The organism is Polaribacter sp. BM10, from assembly GCF_002005425.1.
Lineage (GTDB): Bacteria > Bacteroidota > Bacteroidia > Flavobacteriales > Flavobacteriaceae > Polaribacter > Polaribacter marinaquae.
The window spans coordinates 2,379,461-2,403,395 of record NZ_CP019704.1 but is presented as its reverse complement, the minus strand read 5'-3'; the positions used below and the strand labels follow the sequence as shown (position 1 = coordinate 2,403,395).

The window sequence follows — 23,935 nt, the reverse complement described above, 5'->3', positions numbered from 1 at the left end:
TGTGCCTTTTTTGTTTTAATTACTTCTTCTTTGCTCATTATTATTACTAAAAACTCTGTTTTTTACGTTTATTTTTTTGTTGCCGAAGTTATACGAAAGAGAGATTCTAAAATTTCTAGAACTCGCATTTTGACGGTAACTTTGATCGATATTATGTACAGTAGAATTGTAATCTCTTAAACTACCTGTGTTTAAGACATCATTAAATAACATAGATAATTTAATGTTGTTTTTAAAGCTGTGTTGCAGCCCAAGCGATAAATTGAACATTTCTCCAAGACTAAACAAACCATCATTATGAAAAGAACTATACCAAGCATTGGCCTGTAATTTTGTGTTGTTACTTAACGAAAACGTATGGTTAGACTCTGCGTAAAACTGAACTCCATTATTTACTTCTGCATCAATATTTTTGGTTAATTCTGTAATATGTACCAACATTCTTACATCATTTTGGCTTTTCCACCAAGAAATTGGGCTAAAAGAAAAACTTTCTTGGATTTGATAGGTGTATTTTTTAAAGTAGTTTTCTCTAGTTACAATTTGATCTTGATTGGTAATGTCTGTGTTAAAAAATATTCCAAAACCATCTGTAGTAATATTTACAGAAAAACCGGTATTCCAATTGTTTTTGTATAAATGAGAAATTTCAAAATTATCTGAAAAAGAAGGCTGTAAAAAGGGATTACCAACACTGTAACTATTGTCATTAATGTAAAAACGAAACGGATTTAAATCTCTAAAATTAGGCCTGTTTATCCTTTTTCCGTAAGAAAAATTGAAATTATTGTTGTCGTTTTTAGCATACGATAAAAACAAGGTTGGAAAAAACTTATTGTATTTATTGTTGTTTTCTTGATTTAAATCATCACTTATTCCTGTTGTCTTTGTATCTTCAAAACGCAAACCAAATTGCATAGTTAATTTGTTGTTTAATTTTGTGTTTCCAGAAAAATAAGCAGCTAAAACATTTTCTTTATATTTAAAATTGGTAGATTGGTTTGGATCTAAAATTGGGGTTCCAGAAAGTTTGTCGAAAAATAAAACTCCACTATTTGTATTGGTAAAACTTGCTTTAAATCCGTAAGAAAGATTTACTTTTTTAAGTGGTAAATCTATATCTAATTGAGAACTAAAATTGTCTATTTTTTGATTTGAAATGTTTAAAGCTGATGAACTTATATCTTGAGAATTTCTTACAACATCAAATTGTTCTGTAGTAAAATCTAGATTTCTATCCGAAGTAAATGTAAAATAATCTGCATCAAAAGAAAGTTGTTTGCCTAAAGTGTCTAGTTTTGAAATCAAATGAAAATTAACAGAATGATTATTGTTATCCACCTCATTTTGCGCTACGTTTTTTAAACTTCTTTCTAAATTATTATCGGTATCAAAAATAGTTGAGGTAGTTACAGCATCTATATTTGGTTGTGTTGTATTTCCTAAATATTGCACGCCTAAAGTAGTCTTATCAGACAAGGCATAATCTAACAAAAAGCGTCCAGAAAGTTGGTCTGTTTGTTGTTTTCCTGCAATATCAATATCCCAAAGATTGGTTGGATATTCTATAACTAAACCTTCTAAATTTTCAAAATTACCTTTGTTTGCATTGATACTTGCTGATAATGAAACTTTGTTTTTGTTGTAGAAAAAATTATTGGTAATTGTTGTAAAATTATATTTGTTTTGATTGTAAGAAATGGTAGTTGCATTTTTCCAAGAATTTTGGGTGCCTTTTTTTAAAATAATATTGATTAAACCTCCATTTCCAGAGGCATCATATTTTGCTGGCGGATTTGTAATTACTTCAATTTTTATAATATCACTAGCAGATAATCCGCTTAAAAAGGCCACCAATTCATCGCCTGCCAAAGGAGACAATCTTCCGTTAATTAGTATCTGAGTAGCACCTTTACCCAAAATAGATAAGGTGTTGTTTTGTAATTGTACACCAGGAGTTATCCTTAAAACATCAACGCCGTTACCACCAGTTGCAGCAATACTTTTTTCTACATTAAAAACCAATCTGTCTATTTTTCTTTCTAAAACTCTTTTTTCTGTTTTTACCACAATTTCATCTAAAGCTTCTGTATTTTCTCTTAATATTAGTGTTCCTAAGTTAAGATTGCCTTTAATATTTATTGTTTTTGAAAACGTTTTATATCCTAGAAAGCTAATTTCTAAAATATAATTTCCTTGGTTTGTTTTTAACTCGAAAGTTCCATCGTTTTTTGTGGTTGCACCAGTTATTATTTTTTGCTGATTATCTTTTAAAATTACGTTTGCAAACGGAATAACATCTAAATTGTCTGCTACTTTACCTGTAACAGTTTGTGCAGTTAAGATTCCTGTAAAAAATAATGCAATTAAAATTTGTAACGTTTTTGTTTTCATGGTATTTATGTTTGATGATACAAATGTGCCATTGAAAACAATTTTGTGCGACCGAAAACACAAAGTCGAACTAATTTCTAGATAAGAAATTGGTTCGACTTTATTTTGAAAACGTTCGACTTTACGTTAAGTATTTGATTTTAAGTGTTTTTTCTAAATTGTGTAGGCGTTAAACCTGTATGTTTTTTAAAAGCAGTATTAAAAGAAGATTTTGAATTAAAACCAACTTGATATAAAATTTCTAGGACTGTAAGTTCTTTTTCCTTCGGATTTTTTAAAATCTCTTTCGCTTCTTCAATTCTATATTCGTTTACAAAATCGAAAAAATGCTGATTTAAATGTTGATTGATTAAAACCGACAATTCTCTCGTATTCATTTTTATCAATTCTGCCAAATCTCTAATTGTTAAAGACGGATTTAAATAAGGTTTTTTAGTTTCCATAAAGAACTTTAATTTTTCAATTTCTTGTATAAACTCGTCCTTGTGAAGAGTATTCTTAATTAAATCGGTTGTTAATTTTGTTTTAGAATTTACACCGTTAAAAAGATTTGGGTATCGTAATGCTTTTAAAACATACCAACAAACTACAGCCAATACCACTATCATTAAAATAATTTGAGCAAAGTAGAAGTTGTTTTCATCACCAAAAAACTTAAAAATATTTTTTACGATGGCAACAAAATACAATGCACTTGTAAAAATTAACAATTGAAATAGCCAATTATAAGTTTCTATGGTATTGCTAGAATAGTTTTCTTTAAAAATCTTTTTTGCACGTTTTAGAACAACAAAGCCAGCTATAATGTAAATTATTGATTGAAGGTGTAAAGCAATATGAGCAAATATGGATTCATATAGCATATTAAAATTATTAAACAACTCTAGTTTTTCTGCTGTAGAACCCAAATAAAATCGTGGTGTCATTATTAAGTTTCCTAAAATGTATGGAATAATATGCCACAAATGTTTCCATTGTAATTTAAAATCTGAATAACAAACTGACAAAATATAAAGGTAAAAAACAGGCATTTGTAGGTAAGAAAACTCTCTTGATGCCACCAATAAATTATTTGGTTCTTCAAATAAATATGATGCATAAAAACCAGTATACTCAATAGCATTTAGTAAAAGATAACTTGCAAAAAGCTTATTGCTAACCTTATTTTTAGAATCTACAGAAAATATAAAAAATGCTAAAAGTAGCGAAATAAAAGTGGTAATAAAACCAACAATATGAGATAAATCAATTCCTTGCATTATATCTGGTTTTTTCTAAATTGTGTAGGCGTTAAACCTGTATGTTTTTTAAAAGCAGTATTAAAAGAAGATTTTGAGTTAAAACCAACTTGATATAAAATTTCTAGGACTGTAAGTTCTTTTTCCTTCGGATTTTTTAAAATCTCTTTCGCTTCTTCAATTCTATATTCGTTTACAAAATCGAAAAAATGCTGATTTAAATGTTGATTGATTAAAACCGATAATTCTCTCGTGTTCATTTTAATCAATTCTGCCAAATCTCTAATTGTTAAAGACGGATTTAAATAAGGTTTTTCTGCCAATATAAAATCTTTTAAAAGAGCAATTTTAGGATTGATAGAGACTTCCTCTCTTGTATTTTTAATTTCTTTAGATGTTTTTAAATCTACATTTATGCCTTTAAATAATTTAGGAGAATTAACTGCTTTTAAAAATAACCAACAGATAAAAAAGACGCCGAAAAGTAAAACAATAGTTCTTATGACGTCTATAGAATTGTTATTAGAATTTACTCGAATATAACTTTTAATAAACGTTAAAACTTGCCCTATAAATAGTAAAATAGATAATTGTTTTAACCAATTGAAGTTCTTAAAAGCATTCTTATCAGTGTAATTTTCTAGCAACAGTTTTCTATAACGTAAAATATAATAGATCTCTGCAGATAAATATGCAATTGATAATACATCACCAAAATAACTAAGAAATTGTACTTCTGTATTATTAGAATAATTATTTATAAAGGCAGCTTTTTCTATTTCATTAGCTAAAAAAAAGTTAGGTAAAAGCACTAAAATAGTAAGAAGCCAAGGTAGTAAATGGATTAAATGTTTCCACTTTAGCCTAAAGTTTGAGTAAATTACCGATAAAATGTATAAGAATAAAAGCGGATTTTTAAATAATGAAATTTTGTTTCTTAATATTTCTAACGTGTAAGGTATTTCTATAAATTGATGATAAAAAAACGCACTAATATCTATTGCCGTAACAATTAAAAAAGCTGCTAAAAGTTGGTTGCTTAATTTTTTTTCTGATTTTACAGAAAGTAAAAAAACAGAAAAAAGTAAAAATAAAATAACTATTATAACCGCTAAAAAACTAATTATGGAATCATAATTCATAATTTCAAATATAATCAAAAATTAGGTTATTAGGTTCTTACAAAGTCTTTTAAAGTGGCAATTAATTCGGTTGTGTTTTCTATATGACTCATATGTCCAGAAGGTAAAATCACATATTCTGAATTTGTTTTTTTAGCCTCTTCAATTAATGCATCAGCATTTAAAATCCGATCATTTTCACCAATAATCATCAACTTTTTAAAAGTGCTTTCTTTTAAGAATTCTAAAGAGTTTGGTCTGTTTTTCATTCCTTCGTTTGCAGCAATATATCCTTGCAAAGAAGTTTGTAACGCTTCGGTTTTAACTTGGTTAATTTCCTCTTTAAATTTTAATGTGTTTTCTTGATGAAATAAATTAGAAACAGACATTTTTATCATGTTTTCAAAATTTTGTTGCACCATTTTATTGGCTCTAATTCTTAATTTTTTTCGTTCTTCAGAATCATCAGCAGTTGTAGAGTTCATTAAACAAATACCCTTTACATTTATTGTTTTCTCTTTCGCCATTGCCAAAGCAACGTAACCACCTAAAGAATGACCAATAATAAAGTATTTTCTAATTCTTAAATGTTTTAAAACAGCATGAATTGTATCTGCAAACAAATTCATAGAATGCACATAACCTAAGCAATCAGAATTACCATGACCTGGTAAATCAATAGTAATAATTCTGTTTTTTTTAGATAACTCATTAGTAATGGTTTTCCACATTTTAGCATTTTCTAAAAAGCCGTGTAATAAAACAATTGCAGTTCCTTTACCAGTATCAGAAAAAGAAATGTTTGCTTTTTTAAATTGAATAGAATCTTGCATCTCGCAAAAATATGTATATTTCGCTCACTAAGACAATAATTACCATGAACAAAACAAAAGAAATTTGGATTGCAGGGTTTGCACTTTTTTCGCTTTTTTTCGGAGCCGGAAACTTAATTTTACCGCCAAATTTAGGTGTAAAAGCTGGTGAAGATTGGTGGATTGTTGTGTTGGGTTTTATAGCTACAGCTATTATAATTCCTATTTTGGCAATTTTTGCACATGCAAAATTACAAGGGACCTTGTATGATTTTGGTAAAAAAGTATCGCCAGTTTTTAGTACACTTTTTTGTTTTTTAATATACATTATTGCTATTGCAATACCATCGCCAAGAACAGCTGCGGTAACGCATGAAATGGCAATTCAGCCATTTTTCGATTCGCCAGCAATACTAACAAGTATTATTTACTTTGTGTTAGTGTTTTTATTTTCTGTAAATAGATCTAGAATAATTGGTTTAATAGGTAAATTTTTAACACCAATAATTGTTATCATTTTATTGGTAATTATTGGTATTTCTTTTTTTGTGTCTTCAGGAACTTTAGAAGTTACCTCATTTAAAAACCCTTTTATTGATGGCGTTTTAGAAGGATATCAAACTTTTGATGCTATTGCAGGTGTAGTTGTTGGTGCAGTTATTATTATTTCTTTAGATTATAGTAATCATAACAGTTTTGGTGAAAGAAAAAGGTTGATAAGAAAAGCAGGTTTAATAGCAGGTATTGGATTGTTATTAATCTACGGAGGATTAATTTTAAGCGGTGCATTATTTGCAAGTTCTTTTGCAGAAAATGCCTCTAGAATAGATGTTTTATCGGGTTTAAGTACACAAACTTTAGGTAGCTTTGGCACCACTTTTTTAAGTGTTTTGGTTGCTTTGGCATGTTTTACAACGGCGGTTGGTATAGTTACCGGTACTGCAGATTATATAAAAGGAATTTGTAATAATTCTAAAGCAGCATATGTAGCAACAGCAGCAATATGTTCTGTAATTGGTATTATAGTTGGTAGCTACAATGTAGGTTTTATTATAGATGTTGCTGTACCAGCGTTAATGTTTTTATACCCTATAACTATTATGTTAATTTTATTAAATGTTGTGCCAGAAAAATATGCATCTAAAATAGTTTTTAGAGCGGTTATCTTGGTAACATTTATATTTAGTATTCCAGATTTTTTAGGCTTTATAATTCCTCGAGAAAACTTAACGGGTATTAAAAGTATCATTCCTTTAGCAGAACACAGTTTGGGTTGGGTTTTGCCTGCTATTTTGGTTTTTGTAATATTTAATGTTAAGAAATTTGGCAAAGCTTAAGCGTTTTTATAGTAAAGTATAAGCATTACATTTTTTCAAAACAAGATAGAAAGTTTGTTAAAACTTCTACGACCAACACATTATGGCAGTTCAAGATATTGTAAAGCATACTTTTAAAGATATATTTTCTGTAAGCACAGTTCGGTTTGACAAAGCTTGTACAATCGATCATTCGGTACAACAAAATGCTTATACAATTTATTGGATTCAAGAAGGTAGCGGAACGTATAATATCGATTTTAAACAATATCAATTTGATGATAATGTACTTTTTTTCTTATCTCCAGGACAAGTATTTACGGTAGATTCAGAGCAAATAAAAACTGCCTACAAGCTTACTTTTGTAAAAGATTTTTACTGCATACAAACCCACGATGCAGAGGTTGCCTGTAACGGAATTTTATTCAACAATATTTACGAAACTCCGTTTGTAAAACCATGTAAAAAAGATACCTATAAATTAGACTTTATATTAACAAGCTTACTCGAAGAGTTTCAGCAAAACGAAACAGCGCAGTACGATATGTTACAAGCCTACTTAAAGCAATTTATTATTTCTGCTGTTCGTGTAAAAAAAGAAAACCATGTTGTTAAAGAAGATGTCGAAACACGCCTTTTTAAAGACTTTAGTTTGTTGGTAGAGCAAAATTACAAAACACTTCATTCTGTAACAGATTATGCAAAAAGACTAGGTCTTTCGCCAAAATCAATCACAAAGCATTTTCAAAAAGCAGGTACAACTTCTCCATCAGAATTTATAAAAAACAGAATTTTGTTAGAAGCAAAACGCTTGTTAATTTACACCGATAAAACCGTAAAAGAAATCGCATTCGAGCTAGGTTTTAACGATCCAGCATATTTTACTCGATTCTTTACAAAGGCAATTTCAAAATCGCCACTTCAGTTTAAAAAAGACTACTAAGATTATTTTTTTGGGCGTGCCCTTTCAGGTCAGGCTTTCGAAACTCGCTTTTTAAAGTTTTATCAAACTTTAAAAGAGCTCAAACAAATTTCTCAATCCTTCACGCGTGCATTTTTGTTGGCTTTATTTCAAAGTCCAAACAGTAAGAACTTTTGTCCAATTTTAGAGCTTAATGTTGGTTATACCTTTGCGGTGTCAATCAATAAGAACTAAAAATTAAACATATGAAATCAATAGAAAACACACAATGTCCAAACTGTTGGGGTTACCAAACTTATGACGAGCAAAATCAAAACCAGCAACTTTGCAAATGCAAATAAATTATTTAAAAAAATTACAAATCATCTAAAAATAGAAATTATGAGTACATATAATGTTCCAACAAAAAACGAAGTATCAGAAAACAACCAAGCAATATTTAATCAATTAGAAAAAGGTTTAGGTTTTGTGCCAAACTTATACGCAGCATTTGCACATAGTGAAACTGCTTTGGGTAATTTTTTAGCAATAGGAAATGGTAAAACAAGCTTTTCTGCTAAAGAGAAAGAAGTAATAAACTTAGCCGTAAGTCAAGTAAACGAATGTGTTTATTGTTTATCTGCCCACACAGCAATTGGTAAAATGAATGGTTTTACAGAAGCACAAATTTTAGAATTAAGAGCAGGTAAAGCCTCTTTTGATGCAAAATTAAATGCATTGGCAAACTTTGCTAAAAGTGCAGCAGAAAACAGAGGTGCTGCAACACCAGAAACAGTAGAAAACTTATATGCACAAGGGTATACAAAAGGAAATTTAGCAGATGCAATAATCTTAATTGGCGAAATTACAATTACAAATTATTTTCATAAAACAACAGATGTAGCTGTAGATTTTCCGTTAGCAGAAGCTTTATAAATAGTAAAACAATAATTTAATAATTTTAATAAACAACAATCATGAAAAAAGTAATAGCAATTTTAGTATTAGTAATAGGTTTTGCATTTAACGCAAATGCACAAGAAGTAAAAACAGTTTCTTTAGAACAAACAAAAGGAGAGTTTACACAAAAACAAATTACGTTATCTGAAGGTACTTATATTTTTGAAATAGCTAACAACAACGTAGGGCACAATGTAGGTTTTGTTTTAGCGCCAAAAGCAGATGTAACAGCACACATTAAAAACGCTTATGTAACAGCACAAGTAAAAGATAACAGCAAAGAAACTTCTAAAAAAGTGACACTTAAAAAAGGAGAATACGTTTATTTTTGTCCTTTAAACCCAACGCCACAATACACATTAATAGTAGAGTAGTTTTTTAATTCAGTTAGTTAAAAAGGCGAACAGAAATGTTCGCCTTTTTTTGTTTTTTAGTTATTTAAATTAAAGTTTAAATAGATAGAAATTGCTTGTTTTGGGGTAACGTTACCACCAAATAAATTATGCGAAATTGGTAGCGTATAATTGGCCCCAAAAATAAAATCTTTAGTAGTTATTTCTGCACCCAAAGTTCCGTTAAAAACGTTACCATCTGTATTTGGTACTTCTTCTTTATACTGTTTTATTTTATTATAAATATTACCAGAAAAGCCTATAAAAGGCAATAACATATATTTTTTTTTAGAAATAGCATAAAAAAAGCTAGAAGCGTAACTAAACTGGTTTCCGAATTTGTATTCGTTTTTGTTCTCGTTTTTAAAATAGTAAGTTAAACTAGTGTTTACACCAAATTTATTTGCACCATAACTGTGTGCAAGCCCTAAAATGCCATCTAAACTACCAGTTCCTAATTGAAAACCAGGATTTACTCTGTCGGTTAAAACTTGTTCAAATTTACCCGTTGGTAATTTGGCACCTAAACCAATTTCTAAAGAATGTCCAGAAGGTTCTCGGGTAACATTTGTGTATAATTTAGACTTTTCTTCATCTACTTTTTTATAAAATTTAAACTTGTACCAACTCATTATTGTTGCGTCTCCAAAGCCGTTTATACTTTCGTTTCTATCTGTATATTCTCTATTTAAATCTTGATATGGTAAAATTGCACTCACATATAAATTTTCATTTATTGGCAACCTTCCCCATAATTGATACGTATGAAAGTTTTCTGTACTTGTTGGAGAATTATCAAAAATACCATCTTTCGATTGAAATTTTTGATAAATATATCTTACACCTACAAAGCTCGCATTGTTTAATGTACCCAAGCCAAAACTACCGCTACTTGTAGAGCAACCGCATAAATCACAGAAATAATACTCGAAAGAATGGTTGTTGTGTTGGCTGCATATTTCTTTGCCTGTATTAGCAAAACTAGCAATCGTAATTAATACAAATGTTAACAGTATTATTGTTTTTTTTATCTTAAAATTCTGCAAAACGTTTATCATTTAAAAAGGTGTTATCTGTTAATGTGTTTAAAAAAGCAAGTAAAGCTGTTTTTTCTTCGGATGATAGATCGATACCTAAATTGCCATTAGATTTCATTAGTAAAGTGTCTACATCGCCACCATTTTGTGTCATTCCATCAGAATAAAAATCTAATACGGCTTCTAAATTTCCAAATCGTCCATCGTGCATGTACGGAAAAGATTTTGCTACATTTCTTAAGCTTGGTACTCTAAATTTGTAAAAATCACCTTCGAGACCAGAAACTCTTTTTCTTCCTTCTTCCTCAGGGAATTTATAGTTTGTTGGCAATCCGTTATTTCTATAACTTTGGTCTGTAAAAAGTGCTCCAGAATGGCAAGCTGCACATTTGTTATTAAAAATTTCTAAACCCTTATTTTCTAGTTCTGTAAAAGTGGCGTTTTCTTCGTTTCTAATCACTTTATCGTATTTAGAATCTCCAGAAATCATGGTTACCATAAATTGAGCTAAAGCTTTTAACATGCGTTCTGATGTAGCTTCTCTATCACCAAAAGCATTTGTAAAAAGAACCTCATATTCTTGATAAGAGTTCAATTTAGAAAGCACAGATGGTATGGTTTCATTCATTTCTACATCACTAGTAATTGGTATAATTGGTTGTAGATCTAAATGAATAGCGGCGCCATCCCAAGTAAACTCGCTAAAAAAAGCTAAATTTTGAATGGGTTGTGCATTTCTAAAACCAACTTTACCATCTACGCCATGACTAACTGTGTGGCCATGATGTGTGAAAGCAGAAGCTTGTTCGTGACAAAATCCGCAAGAAATTACTCCGTCGGAAGCCAATCGTCCTTCATAAAACAATTTTTTACCAAGAGCAATACCTTCTTCGGTTAGAGGGTTTTGACTTACATCGTACAATAATCCCGGAAAATTACTTGGAATTTTTAATTCAACTTTTTTAGGAATTAGCACATATTCTTCTTCGTTTCTTGCACAAGAAAAAAGTGTAATAAAACCTAAATATAATAGTATAAATTTTTTCATAATTGATAGAAAACCGTTGTTAAGATTTTTACTTAACAACGGTTTTATTGATTTAATTATGAACATGATCTATAACAAACATAGCACTTACATTTGTTGCTATTTGAGGCGATTTAACACCGTCTACGTGTATTTGTGCAGCATCATCTAGAAAAAACTTTGTGGTACCGTCTAAAATGTTAGAAACATCAGAAACAACATGTATTACTGGTGTTAAGTCTGTTCTTACTCTTGCAGAGTTTGTTAAATCTAAAGAAACTTCCTTATAGTTATCTACCGCAGTTCCATGGCTTCCCATATGAAAAGCAAATGCAGTTTCTGTAGTTGTGTTTTCTGATGTGTAAGTTCCTTCGAAAACCATAAATTTATAGCCCGCTTGCCAGCTCCACATCATGCCAGCTTCTTGTGCTTTTGCTAAGAAATCTCCTTGCCCTGTTGCACCTTCTAAATACTTTTCTTGATCGACACCAATACCAAAAGTAACTTTTGTATAATCATCTTCTGGTACATTTTTTAGTGTGATAAATTGAGATGAATTTGTGTTTTCATCAACAATAAAATAAGACTCGTTTTTTGGATAGGTAAAAATGGTTCCGGTTGCAGTTTCTAAGCGAATGTTGCTAACAATATATTTAACCTTGTTAATCTTAATTTTTTCGGTATCATTTGCAGAATAAGGAGTGGTTTCTAAAAGTAAATCAGAACTGTTGTATGCATTATCAAATTCTAATGTTACGTTTCCTTCGCCAGTTAAAACTTCTTCTGAAGACGAGCATGCTGCTAAAGTTGCTACAAATAAGAATGCAGCAATATATTTTGAAATTTTCATTTATAATAGATGTTTCTTCTTCCTTAGAATTTTAAGGAAAATATTTTTAAAATAATTTGTGTGAATATTTTACTTAGAAAATACAGGTTTGTATTTTTTAAGTAAACGTTAAAAAAGATGTATCAAAAGTTATTGATACAAAAACAAGTATTTATAAATATAAATCTGGCGGTTGCTCTAAGTTTTTAATAAGTAAAAACGTATGTAAAGAATTTTTTTTCGAAGGAAGTTTGTTTTGATATAAATCTAAATATTTGGCTGTAAAGTTTTCTGTTTCTTGATGATAAACAGGAAAAAATGCCTCTGATACAATTTGTAAGCCAGCAAGATTATCTTTCTCTAAATTAACTTTTGGTGCAATCTTTTTTGCTAAATGACATTTACCATTACATTGTAATTCTGGGGCATCTTTATTAACACAATATTTTTCTATTATATAATCTATATTTAGCTCAAAATAACCAATATATGCAAGGTGATATGCTGGCCTAAAAGCAAAAGCGATAAATAATAATATGCAAAATGTCTTTTTCAGAAGAAAATTATTTATTGCAAAGATAATTTGGACTTTTTTATTTTACCAATTTTAAGCGTTAAAAAGTACCAAACTTGCTATTTAATTTTATAAAATGCTTTAATTTAGCATTTCAAATCGATTTTAGATTGTTAAACTACTATTTATATCCTCATAAAAATTCTAAAGAATGGGTAACTTTTGTGCATGGCGCAGGAGGTAGTAGTTCTATTTGGTACAAACAAATTAGAGATTTTAAAAAGCATTTTAATGTTTTAATTTTAGACTTACGTGGTCATGGCAATAGCAAACCAAAATTAAAAGATACGTTTAAAGCAAAATATACTTTCGATTCTATAACTGCAGACATCGAAGAGGTAATCGATTTTCTTAAGATTAAAAAATCGCACTTTGTAGGAATTTCTTTAGGTACAATTTTAATAAGAAACCTTGCAGAAAAAAGACCATCTTTGGTAAAAAGTATGATAATGGGTGGTGCTATTATTAAAATGAATTTTCGCTCGCAAGTGCTAATGAAAGTTGGTAATATTTTTAAATCTGTAGTGCCTTACATGCTTCTTTATAAGTTATTTGCATTTATTATAATGCCAAAAAAGAATCATAAGAAATCGAGATTGCTTTTTGTTAATGAAGCTAAAAAATTGTATCAAAAAGAATTTTTACGTTGGTTTAAATTAACATCAGAAATTAACCCTTTGTTACGCTTTTTTAGAGCTAAAGAAATTAAAATTCCTACACTTTATGTAATGGGGTCAGAAGATCATTTGTTTTTACCTTCTATAAAAAACATTGTTTCTAAACATGTAAGTTCTTCGCTTTATGTGATAGAAAATTGCGGACATGTGGTAAATGTAGATCAACCAGAAACCTTTAATGCAAAAACAATTAATTTTATTACATCTTTATAAAAATTCTATAAACTTTAAATAAAAAATATATTTGTGGATGTTTTTTATGAAGTATATTTGATTTGTAAAAGAATTTATTATGAATAAGATAATTACGTTTGGTGAGGTTTTAATGAGAATTTCTCCTTTAGGAAATAAAAAATTTATTCAAACTAACAATGTAGAATTTTATTTTGGAGGTACAGAAGTAAATGTTGGTATTTCGATAGCAAATTTTGGCGGAGATGTAAAACACATAAGTTGTATTTCTAATGATTTTATTGGCGATACAGCTATTTCTTACTTAAATAAATTCGATTTAGACACCTCTGCAATTGTTAGATCTGGAAGACCTTTAGGGGTTTACTTTTTAGAAGTTGGTGCAGTTATGAGACCAAGTAAAATATCTTATAATAGATCGCATTCTTCTTTTTCTGAAATTTTACCAGAAATGGTAAACTGGGAAAAGTCTTTAGAACAAGGTAAATGGTTTCATTGGACAGGTATAACGCCGGCTTTATGCAAAGGAGCTAAAGAAACTTTAAAAGAAGGTTTAATTTTAGCGAAAGAAAAAGGAATGATTATTTCTGCTGACCCAACATATAGAAGTGCTTTGTGGAAATACGGCGAAGAGGCCAAAGATGTCTTAACAGATTTACTACAATATTCTACTATATTTATTGGCGGCGTAAATGAAATAAATGAAGTTTTAGGAACTAGTTTTGGGTATTCTAACGACGAATTTACAGAAGCGAGTAAGTTATTAATCGAAAAATTTTCGAATATAGAAAAGGTGTTTGATAAAATTAGAACTTCTATAAATTCTTCTTGGCACAAAATTAGAGCAAGAATGTGGAACGGTCTTGAGTTTAATGAGACACAAGATTTAGACATTACACACGTTGTAGATAGAATAGGAACCGGTGATGCTTTTGCTGCAGGTTTAATACACGGTTTGCAAAAATTTGATGATTATAAAGCAATGGAATTTGGTGCCGCAGCTTGTGCGATAAAACACACCTATTTGGGTGATGTAAATTATGCAAATGAAAGTGATGTAATCTCTATTTTAGAAGGAAATACTTCGGGTAGATTAAATAGATAAGGTAATTGATAATAAAAGAAAAAGGCGAGTTGTTAAAACTCGCCTTTTTTGTATTTCTTTAGTTCATTAAATCTTCTATTTCATCTGCTTCAATAGGTATATTACCCATTAAATTAAAAGGTTCTCCTTTTTCTTGAATTACAACATCATCTTCTAATCGAATTCCGAAACCTTCTTCTGGTATATAAATACCTGGTTCTACAGTAAATACATTGTTTGCTTGCATAGGCTCGTGTAATAAGCCATAATCATGCGTGTCTAAACCAATATGATGACTTGTACCATGCATAAAATACTTTTTATAAGCAGGCCAATTTTTATCTTCATTTTGTACATCTGCCTTGTCTAATAAACCAAGTTTAAGTAATTCAGAAGTCATAATTTCTCCTACTTCAACATGATAGTCTTTCCAAATTGTTCCTGGTACTAAAAGTTTTGTAGCCTCTTTTTTAACGTAATTTACAGCATTGTAAACAGCTTTTTGTCTATCAGTAAAACGACCAGAAATTGGTACAGTTCTAGATAAATCACTTTTATAATTTGCATATTCTGCGGCAATATCAAACAAAATTAAATCGCCACTTTTACATTGCTGATTGTTTTCTATATAATGTAAAACATTTGCGTTGTTACCAGATGCAATAATTGGCGTGTAAGCAAAACCTTTAGATCTATTTCTTACAAATTCATGCAACAATTCTGCTTCAATTTCATATTCCCAAACTCCGGGTTTTATAAAACCTAAAATTCTACGAAATCCTTTTTCTGTAATATTACAAGCTTTCTGCATCAAATCTAGTTCAATAGAATCTTTTACAGAACGTAATCTTTGTAAAATAGGATTGCTTTTTGCTACAGAATGCGCAGGATATTTTGCCAACAACCATTTTGTAAAACGGTCTTCTCTTGTTTCTGTTGCTACATTTGCTCTATAATGTTCGTTTGTGTTAATGTAAAAAGTATCTGCATAAGAAGCCATTTCGAATAAAACTTTTTCTAAGTCTTGTAACCAATAAACGGTTTTAATACCAGAGGTTGATAAGGCTGCTTCTTTAGTTAGTTTTTCACCTTCCCAAACTGCAATATGATCGTTTGTTTCTGTTAAAAATAAAACTTCTCTTAGGTTTTCATTAGGACAATCTGGAAACAACATCAAAACACTTTCTTCTTGGTCTACACCACTTAAATAGAAAATATCTCTGTGTTGCTCGAAAGGCATTGTGCTATCTGCACCAATTGGGTAAATATCGTTAGAGTTAAAAATAGCTAAACTATTTGGTTTCATATTAGCCGCAAAATTTTTACGGTTTTTAATAAATAAATTAGCGTCTATTTTATCGTATTTCATACTAGTGATTTTTTGTGATACACAAAGGTAGCAATAATAAAGAGGAACTTAAAAAATGAACTATTAGAATAAAAAAAATCCCAAATTCTATATTAAGAAAATGGGATTGTAATTTTTAAATCAAACTTAATCTAAAATCGTTTTTTTTTTGGTGCACCAGTTCTACCTCTTCCAGAAGTTGCGCCTGCAGGTTTCTTGCCTTTAAAATGAGGTTTCCTTTTTGGTTTTTTTTGATCAGAAGAACCTCCAGGGTTTCCATTAGAAGGTCTTTGTTTTTTCTTTTTACCAAAAGAACTTTTACTTTGTGTTGCAGCTCTTTTAGGCGGTGCAGTATCTGTTGGTTCAAAACCTTCTACAACCGTAGATTTTAATTTTTCGTTTAAAAGTTTTTCAATTTCATTTTGGTATTCTGTTTCTTCGCTACAAACCAAAGAAATTGCTTCTCCGGCAGCACCAGCTCTACCAGTTCTACCAATTCTATGTACATAATCTTCGGGTACATTTGGTAGTTCGAAATTTATAACGTGTGGTAGTAACGGAATGTCTAATCCTCTTGCAGCAATATCTGTTGCAACTAAAACTTTTATGGTGTTTTCTTTAAAGTTTTTTAAAGCTTTTGTTCTTGCGCCTTGACTTTTATTACCATGTATTGCTGCTGCAGTAATTTTAGATTGAATTAACTTTTGCGTTAACTTATTTGCACCATGCTTTGTTCTTGTAAAAATTAAAACTTGGTTCCAATTATTGTCTTTTATCAACTTAATTGTAAATTCTGTTTTTCTTTTTTTATCAACTTTAAAAACCTTGTGAGTTACTTTTTTAGCGGTAGAATTTTGTGGTGCTGTTTCTACAGAAACAGGATTTTCTAAAATACCCGATGCTAACTTTTTAATCTCTTTAGAAAATGTAGCAGAAAACAATAAGTTTTGTCTCTTAGCGGGCATAAAACTAATAAGTTTGTTAATGTCTCTAACAAAACCCATGTCTAACATTCTATCTGCTTCATCTAAAATTAGAACATCAATTCTTTTAAACGACACCGCTTTTTGGTCATGTAAATCTAACAATCTACCAGGTGTTGCTACTAAAATATCTACACCTCTTCTTAAAGTTGCTATTTGAGGTTTTGCATTTACACCACCAAAAACCACTGCAGATTTTATATTAACATACTTGCTGTACTCTTTTACATTGTCGTGAACTTGTGCAGCTAATTCTTTTGTTGGTGTAAGCACTAAGGCTCTTAATGGTCTATATTTTGGGTGTTTTGTGTCTGATAAATATTGTAAAACAGGCAATGTAAAACCTGCTGTTTTACCGGTTCCTGTTTGTGCGGAAGCTAAAATATCTTTGCCTTCTAATATATGCGGAATCGCTTTTTCTTGTATTGGAGATGGTTTGGTATATCCTTTTTCTTCAACTGCCTTTACCAACGCTGGAGATAAACCTAAATCTGAAAATGTCATAAAAATAATTTACAGCAACAATTTTATTTAATTGTTGCCGGCGCAAAGATACGTTGTTTTAACTGGAAGCAATTTGTTTGGTACAAATCGTTTTTATGTTAATTTTTTTGATATTGATTATACAAATAGTAATTTCAACGTTTCAAACTCAATTCAAATCAAACTTATTACTTATGAAATCTATTTTTAAGCTTTTATTACTTTGCTTTTCTGCAAGTATTGTTGCTCAGAATACTACAGAAGCAAACGTTGTTCAGAAATCTCTAGACAAAAAATTAGAGATGATGAAAACATCACTAGTTAAAAATGTAAAATTTACTAATATAGGGCCAACAGTTATGAGTGGTCGTGTTTCTGATGTTTCTGTTAATCCTAAAAATCCTACAGAATTTTATGTTGGTTATGCTTCTGGCGGACTTTGGTACACAAACAATAACGGTACAACTTTTACACCAGTTTTAGACAATTCACCTACGCAAAATATTGGTGATATTGCTGTAGATTGGAACAACGGAACTATTTGGGTAGGAACCGGAGAGAAAAACTCTTCTCGATCTAGTTATGCTGGTATTGGAATGTTAAAATCTACGGATAAAGGTAAAACTTGGCAAAATGTAGGATTGTTAGATTCGCATCATATTAGTAGAATTTTAATTAATCCAGAGAATTCTAATGAGGTAATTGTTGGAGTTATTGGGCATTTATATTCGCCTAATGAAGAAAGAGGAATTTTTAAAACTGTTGATGGTGGTAAAACTTGGACAAAATCTTTATTTATAAATAACGATACAGGTGTTATAGATGTAGCTGTGGCGCCAGAAAACTTTAATGTAATGTATGCTGCTTCTTGGGAAAGAGAACGTAAAGCATGGAATTTTGACGGAGACGGAAGTAATTCTGCAATATATAAAAGTACAGATGCTGGTAGTTCTTGGACCAAAATTTCAGACAAATCTGGTTTTCCTACAGGAAACGGAGTTGGTAGAATTGGTTTGGCTGTTTTTAACGAAAACACTGTGTATGCTTTGCATGATAGTCAATTCCGAAGAAAAAAAGACACTTCTAAAAAACCATCAGACGAGTTAACTAAAGAAGATTTTAAAACAATGTCTTCTGCAGCATTTTTAGAATTGTCTGATAAAAAATTAAATACTTATTTAAAAAATAATGGTTTTCAAGAAAAATACAGAGCACAAAATGTAAAACAAATGGTGCGTGTTGGTTCTGTAAAACCAATAGATTTAGCAAAATATTTAGAAGATGCAAATTCTATGTTATTTGATACTCAGGTAATAGGTGCAGAGGTTTTTAAAACTACAAATGGTGGTAAGTCTTGGAAAAAAACTCACGATAATTTCTTAGATGGTGTTTATAGTTCTTACGGATATTATTTCGGGGAAATTAGAGTAGACTTGCAAGATGAAAACGGAATTTACGTATTAGGTGTTCCAATTATAAAATCTAAAGATGGTGGTAAAACTTTTACTTCTATCAGTAAAGAAAATGTGCATTCAGATCATCAAGCATTGTGGGTAAATCCAAAAAAATCGGGACACATTTTAAATGGAAATGATGGTGGTTTAAATTTGTCTTATGATGACGGTGAAAACTGGATTAAATTAAACGATCCAGCAGTTGGTCAATTCTATTCTGTATATGCAGATAATCAGAAAAACTACAAAGTTTACGGTGGTTTACAAGATAATGGTGTTTGGGTTGCTAGTAATAATGCAAGAATTAATAAAGGTTGGCAACAATCTGGTCAAAACCCTTACAAGTCTATTATGGGTGGCGACGGTATGCAAGTGCAAGTAGATGATAGAAATCCTAATATTGTTTATACAGGTTATCAGTTTGGTAATTATTCTAGAATAGATACAGAAACCGGAAGAAGCAAATATATTCAGCCAAAACATACTTTAGGCGAAAATCCGTATAGATTTAACTGGCAAACACCAATTCATTTATCAAAGCATAACCAAGATATTTTATATTTAGGAGGTAATAAATTACACAGGTCTTTAGATCAAGGTAACAATTGGGAAACAATTTCTGGTGATTTAACTACGGGTGGTAAAAAAGGAAATGTTGCTTACGGTACATTAACATCAATTTCAGAAAGCCCTTTTCAATTCGGACTTTTATATGTTGGTTCTGATGATGGTTATATTAATGTAACTAAAAATGGCGGAGGTTCTTGGGCAAGAATTTCTAATAATTTGCCGCAAAATTTATGGGTTACAAGAGTAATTGCATCAAAATTTAAAAAAGAACGCGTTTATGCAACTTTAAACGGTTACAGGTCTGATGATTTTACACCTTATGTTTTCGTTTCAGAAAATTATGGTCAAACATGGACAAATATTGGTAGCGCTATCCCAACATCTTCTGTAAATGTAATTAAAGAAGATCCGGCTAACGAAAACATTTTATACGTTGGTACAGATAATGGTTTGTATATTTCTTTTGATAGAGGAAATTCTTGGGAAGCATTTGCAAATAATTTACCAAACGTAGCAGTACACGATTTAGTGATTCAGCCAACAGCTAAACACTTAATTGTAGGTACGCATGGTAGAAGTTTATATAAAGCAGATGTTAGTGCATTGCAAAATATAGATAAAAGTGTAATGTCTGCTGCTACACATATTTTCGATGTTAAAAGTGTAAGAAAAAGTGGTTCTTGGGGACGTTCTTGGAGTATGTGGAGAGACGCTTTTACTCCAGAAATTACAATTCCTTTTTATTCGAGTTCTTATAAAAAAGTTACTTTAGATATTTACACAAATAATATTAAAGTAAACACCATAACTGTTGATGCTACAAAAGGTTATAATGAAGCGATTTTTGATGTTTCTTTTTCTAAAAAAGGAAAGAAAGCTTATGAAAAGGCAAACAAAAAATCGACTTTAAAAGCAGCTAAAAACGGAGTTGTATATTTGCCTAAAGGAAAATATACTGTAAAAAGTGCTACTTCTAAAAGTGAATTTGAAATAAAATAACCAAGCAATTTCTTTCAATTTAAAAAAACGGTTTAGAAATCTTTAAGAGATTTTTAAATCGTTTTTTTAGTATATTTCAAGCATGAAAAAAATAACCTTTTTAATCTTCTTTTCGTTAACAATTTCAACTTCTGCACAATCAGATTTTAAAAGTTTTTTAAAATTATCTGGTCCAATAAAAAGATGGGTTTTATTTCATCCTTTTAAGGCAAAAACTTCTCTAAAGATTTCAAAAGAAACAAATAAGGTTGCAGATTCTATTAGAAAAACCAATTTGTTAGATAAAGATGCTGCTGGTGGGCAAGTAGATGCTTTTAGGCACGCGTATTGGATGGCAAGATTACGCCAAGAAATAGGTGAAAGAGCAGCAAGGTCATTAGGTAAAGCGCATGAAAAAGAAAACTATATTACTTTTAAGAAACTTAAATTAGAAGATGGTGTTGTGCCAGATGAAATTTCTACAGATATGGATTTACACAACAACGAAGAAGGTTTAAAGTTGATAACAAAAGGAAGTACTGTTTCTAAAAGAAGTTTAATTTATAGAATTGTAAATGCAATTTACAATGGCAAAATGAAAATTATTAAGAAAGATGCAAATGGTAATTTTTTAACGTGCAACCAAAAAATAATTTCTAAAGAATCTTTAAAAGGCAAATGGAAAAATAATAAATGCTTGGTGCCTTCTAATTCTAAAAACAGCAGAAAATAACAAAGTTATTGTTTTCTGTTAAAAGTAAAACAGTTTTATTTATAATTATTCTAAATACAAACGAAAACGTTGTAATTTTCTTGTACTACGTTTTGTTAAGCCGTATTTTTGTACTATAAATTAAACTAACATATACAATGAGCGGATTTTTTAAATCTTCAATTGGAAGAAAAGTAGCAATGGCGCTATCGGCGTTTTTCTTAATGTTCTTCTTACTTCAGCATTTAGCAATTAATGTTTTATCAGTTTTTAGTCCAGACACTTTTAACGAAGTTTCTCACTTTATGGGTACAAATCCAGTAGTACAATTTGCATTACAACCTGTATTAATTTTTGCAGTTGTTTTTCACTTTGTAATGGGTTTTATCTTAGAATTAAGAAACAGAAAAGCGCAAGGTGTGTCTTATGCAAAGAATAATGGTGCTGCAAATTCATCATGGATGAGTAGAAACATGATTTATAGTGGAATTACAATTTTAGCATTTATTGTTTTACACTTTATCGATTTTTGGTTTCCAGAAATCAACACAAAATACATACAAGGAGATTGGTCTGGTATGGTAGATGGTGTAGAAGGTTTTCGTTATTATGAAGAACTAGTGCATAAATTTGTGAATCCAATTAGAGTAGCTGCTTATGTTGTTGCTTTTGTTTTCTTAGGATTACACTTAGCGCACGGTTTTACATCTGCATTTCAATCTGTTGGTGCAAATTCATTAAGAAAGAAATTAGAAAAATTAGGTTTAGTGTATTCAATTTTAATACCAGCAGGTTTTATTTTTGTAGCACTTTATCATCACTTAAACCATTAATCGTATAAAAATTATGGCTTTAGATTCAAAAGTACCTCAAGGTCCATTAAAAGATAAATGGACAGACTATAAAAACAAAATTAATTTAGTAAACCCAGCAAACAAAAGACACATCGATGTTATTGTTGTTGGTACAGGTTTAGCAGGTGGTTCTGCTTCTGCAACTTTAGCAGAATTGGGCTACAATGTAAAATCTTTTGCATATCAAGATTCTCCAAGAAGAGCGCACTCTATTGCGGCTCAAGGAGGTATTAATGCAGCAAAAAACTATCAAGGAGATGGTGATTCTACTTACAGATTATTTTACGATACTGTAAAAGGAGGAGATTACCGTTCTAGAGAAGCTAACGTTTACAGACTTGCAGAGGTTTCTGCAAATATTATAGATCAATGTGTAGCACAAGGAGTTCCTTTTGCACGTGATTATGGTGGTCTTTTAGACAACCGTTCTTTTGGTGGAGTTTTAGTTTCTAGAACTTTTTATGCAAAAGGACAAACAGGACAACAATTATTGTTAGGTGCTTATTCTGCAATGAACCGTCAAATTGCTCGTGGTAAGATTGAAATGTTCAATCGTCATGAAATGTTAGATGTTGTTATTGTAGATGGTAAAGCAAGAGGTATTATTGCACGTAACTTGGTTACAGGAGAAATAGAACGTCATTCTGCACACGCAGTAGTAATTGCTTCTGGTGGTTATGGTAATGTATATTTCTTATCTACCAATGCAATGGGTTCTAATGTTACTGCCGGATGGAAAGTACATAAAAAAGGAGCATATTTTGCAAACCCATGTTATACACAAATTCACCCAACATGTATTCCTAGATCAGGAGATTATCAGTCTAAATTAACATTGATGTCTGAATCTTTAAGAAATGATGGACGAATTTGGGTTCCTAAAAACATGGAAGATGTTTTAGCAATTAGAGAAGGTCGTAAAAAACCAACCGATTTGTCTGAAGATGAAAGAGATTATTATTTAGAAAGACGTTACCCTGCATTTGGTAACTTAGTACCACGTGATGTTGCTTCTAGAGCAGCAAAAGAGCGTTGTGATGCTGGTTACGGGGTAAATGCAACAGGTGAAGCTGTATATTTAGATTTTGCATCTGCAATAACGCGTTATGGTAAAGAACAAGCAAAAATTCAAAATATAAACAATCCTTCTGATGCTAAGATTTACGAATTAGGACAAAAGATTGTTGAGGCTAAATATGGTAACTTATTTCAGATGTACGAGAAAATCGTTGATGAAAATCCATATGAAACACCAATGATGATATATCCAGCGGTACACTATACAATGGGTGGTGTTTGGGTAGATTATAATTTAATGACTACGATACCTGGTTGTTACGCAATTGGAGAAGCAAACTTCTCTGATCATGGTGCAAACAGATTAGGTGCTTCTGCATTAATGCAAGGTTTAGCAGATGGTTACTTTGTGTTACCTTATACTATTGGAGATTATTTAGCTGATGATATTAGAACAGGAAAAATATCTACAGATACGCCAGAGTTTGAAGCAGCAGAAAAAGAAGTTGCAGATAGAATAAAATTCTTTATCAACAATAAAGGAACACATTCTGTAGATTATTACCACAAAAAATTAGGTAAAATTATGTGGGAAAAATGTGGAATGTCTAGAAATAAAGCTGGTTTAGAAGAAGCTATTGTAGAAATATCTGAATTAAGAAAAGATTTCTGGAAAAACGTAATTGTACCAGGAACAGATACAGAATACAACGAACAATTAGCAAAAGCAGGTAGAGTTGCAGATTTCTTAGAGTTAGGAGAATTATTTGCAAAAGATGCTTTAGTAAGAGAAGAATCTGCTGGTGGTCACTTTAGAGAAGAGCATCAAACAGAAGAAGGAGAAGCAAAGAGATTAAAAGAATTTCAATTTGTTTCTGCTTGGGAATATAAAGGAGAACCAAAAGACGCAGTATTGCATAAAGAAGAATTGGTTTACGAGAACATAGAAGTTAAAGAAAGAAGTTATAAATAAGATAGACAT

General features: G+C 30.5%; 19 protein-coding genes. 10 read left to right on the top strand and 9 right to left on the bottom strand.

Annotation, left to right across the window (positions count from 1 at the left end; translation table 11 throughout):
- Positions 1 to 15: 15 nt before the first annotated feature.
- The 4 genes from BXQ17_RS10550 to BXQ17_RS10535 form a co-directional block, all read right to left on the bottom strand.
- On the bottom strand, positions 16 to 2,394 hold the full coding sequence (locus BXQ17_RS10550) for an outer membrane beta-barrel family protein (RefSeq protein ID WP_077810613.1): 2,379 nt from the start codon (positions 2,392 to 2,394) through the stop codon (positions 16 to 18).
- A 140-nt stretch (positions 2,395 to 2,534) separates the two neighbouring features.
- On the bottom strand, positions 2,535 to 3,653 hold the full coding sequence (locus BXQ17_RS10545; protein ID WP_077810612.1) for an AraC family transcriptional regulator: 1,119 nt from the start codon (positions 3,651 to 3,653) through the stop codon (positions 2,535 to 2,537).
- On the bottom strand, positions 3,653 to 4,774 hold the full coding sequence (locus BXQ17_RS10540; protein WP_077810611.1) for an AraC family transcriptional regulator: 1,122 nt from the start codon (positions 4,772 to 4,774) through the stop codon (positions 3,653 to 3,655). Before BXQ17_RS10540 ends, BXQ17_RS10545 begins: the two co-directional genes overlap by 1 nt.
- Positions 4,775 to 4,803: 29 nt before the next feature.
- The gene (locus tag BXQ17_RS10535; protein WP_077810610.1) at positions 4,804 to 5,586 is read right to left on the bottom strand and encodes an alpha/beta fold hydrolase; all 783 of its coding nucleotides are present in this window, start codon (positions 5,584 to 5,586) and stop codon (positions 4,804 to 4,806) included.
- A gap of 44 nt (positions 5,587 to 5,630) precedes the next feature.
- Between BXQ17_RS10535 and brnQ the strand changes: the two genes are divergently transcribed.
- The 4 genes from brnQ to BXQ17_RS10515 all read left to right on the top strand — a co-directional run bounded on the left by brnQ (position 5,631) and on the right by BXQ17_RS10515 (position 9,116).
- A complete protein-coding gene (gene brnQ, locus BXQ17_RS10530) occupies positions 5,631 to 6,902 on the top strand; it encodes a branched-chain amino acid transport system II carrier protein (RefSeq protein ID WP_077810609.1) in 1,272 nt (423 codons plus the stop codon).
- Between the two features lie 82 nt (positions 6,903 to 6,984).
- Complete coding sequence (locus BXQ17_RS10525) at positions 6,985 to 7,824, top strand: helix-turn-helix domain-containing protein (protein WP_077810608.1); 840 nt, start codon at positions 6,985 to 6,987, stop codon at positions 7,822 to 7,824.
- Between the two features lie 360 nt (positions 7,825 to 8,184).
- A complete protein-coding gene (locus tag BXQ17_RS10520; RefSeq protein ID WP_077811411.1) occupies positions 8,185 to 8,718 on the top strand; it encodes a carboxymuconolactone decarboxylase family protein in 534 nt (177 codons plus the stop codon).
- Positions 8,719 to 8,759: 41 nt separating this feature from the next.
- On the top strand, positions 8,760 to 9,116 hold the full coding sequence (locus BXQ17_RS10515) for a cupredoxin domain-containing protein (RefSeq protein ID WP_077810607.1): 357 nt from the start codon (positions 8,760 to 8,762) through the stop codon (positions 9,114 to 9,116).
- 56 nt (positions 9,117 to 9,172) lie between these two features.
- On the opposite strand, the gene BXQ17_RS10510 is transcribed toward BXQ17_RS10515, so the two are convergent.
- The 3 genes from BXQ17_RS10510 to BXQ17_RS10500 are packed head-to-tail and all read right to left on the bottom strand — an operon-like array spanning position 9,173 to position 12,048.
- Positions 9,173 to 10,192, bottom strand: coding sequence for a hypothetical protein (locus BXQ17_RS10510; protein ID WP_077810606.1), 1,020 nt, complete (start codon positions 10,190 to 10,192; stop codon positions 9,173 to 9,175).
- Positions 10,167 to 11,219: a cytochrome-c peroxidase gene (locus tag BXQ17_RS10505; RefSeq protein WP_077811410.1), complete on the bottom strand. Its 1,053-nt coding sequence runs from the start codon at positions 11,217 to 11,219 to the stop codon at positions 10,167 to 10,169. The genes BXQ17_RS10510 and BXQ17_RS10505 overlap by 26 nt, the downstream gene beginning before the upstream one ends.
- A gap of 52 nt (positions 11,220 to 11,271) precedes the next feature.
- Positions 11,272 to 12,048, bottom strand: coding sequence for an MbnP family protein (locus tag BXQ17_RS10500; protein ID WP_077810605.1), 777 nt, complete (start codon positions 12,046 to 12,048; stop codon positions 11,272 to 11,274).
- A 663-nt stretch (positions 12,049 to 12,711) separates the two neighbouring features.
- On the opposite strand from BXQ17_RS10500, the gene BXQ17_RS10495 reads away from it, so the two are divergent.
- Together BXQ17_RS10495 and BXQ17_RS10490 are read left to right on the top strand one after the other, a co-directional pair.
- Positions 12,712 to 13,491: an alpha/beta fold hydrolase gene (locus BXQ17_RS10495; protein WP_077810604.1), complete on the top strand. Its 780-nt coding sequence runs from the start codon at positions 12,712 to 12,714 to the stop codon at positions 13,489 to 13,491.
- A 79-nt stretch (positions 13,492 to 13,570) separates the two neighbouring features.
- A complete protein-coding gene (locus tag BXQ17_RS10490) occupies positions 13,571 to 14,575 on the top strand; it encodes a sugar kinase (RefSeq protein ID WP_077810603.1) in 1,005 nt (334 codons plus the stop codon).
- A gap of 58 nt (positions 14,576 to 14,633) precedes the next feature.
- Here BXQ17_RS10490 and BXQ17_RS10485 read toward each other — a convergent pair whose 3' ends face one another.
- Both BXQ17_RS10485 and BXQ17_RS10480 read right to left on the bottom strand, forming a co-directional pair.
- Positions 14,634 to 15,923 (bottom strand): aminopeptidase P family protein, encoded by a 1,290-nt coding sequence (locus BXQ17_RS10485; protein WP_077810602.1) that lies wholly within the window; start codon positions 15,921 to 15,923, stop codon positions 14,634 to 14,636.
- Between the two features lie 131 nt (positions 15,924 to 16,054).
- Positions 16,055 to 17,389 carry a DEAD/DEAH box helicase gene (locus tag BXQ17_RS10480; RefSeq protein WP_077810601.1) on the bottom strand — a complete coding sequence of 445 codons (1,335 nt, stop codon included), beginning with the start codon at positions 17,387 to 17,389 and terminating at the stop codon, positions 16,055 to 16,057.
- A gap of 173 nt (positions 17,390 to 17,562) precedes the next feature.
- On the opposite strand from BXQ17_RS10480, the gene BXQ17_RS10475 reads away from it, so the two are divergent.
- From BXQ17_RS10475 to BXQ17_RS10460, 4 genes are all read left to right on the top strand, one after another.
- Positions 17,563 to 20,391, top strand: a complete 2,829-nt coding sequence (locus BXQ17_RS10475) for an exo-alpha-sialidase (RefSeq protein ID WP_077810600.1) — start codon at positions 17,563 to 17,565, stop codon at positions 20,389 to 20,391.
- Positions 20,392 to 20,473: 82 nt separating this feature from the next.
- The gene (locus BXQ17_RS10470) at positions 20,474 to 21,103 is read left to right on the top strand and encodes a hypothetical protein (RefSeq protein ID WP_077810599.1); all 630 of its coding nucleotides are present in this window, start codon (positions 20,474 to 20,476) and stop codon (positions 21,101 to 21,103) included.
- Positions 21,104 to 21,240: 137 nt separating this feature from the next.
- Positions 21,241 to 21,915, top strand: coding sequence for a succinate dehydrogenase cytochrome b subunit (locus BXQ17_RS10465; protein WP_077810598.1), 675 nt, complete (start codon positions 21,241 to 21,243; stop codon positions 21,913 to 21,915).
- Between the two features lie 13 nt (positions 21,916 to 21,928).
- Positions 21,929 to 23,926 (top strand): fumarate reductase/succinate dehydrogenase flavoprotein subunit, encoded by a 1,998-nt coding sequence (locus BXQ17_RS10460; protein ID WP_077810597.1) that lies wholly within the window; start codon positions 21,929 to 21,931, stop codon positions 23,924 to 23,926.
- Positions 23,927 to 23,935 lie beyond the last annotated feature (9 nt).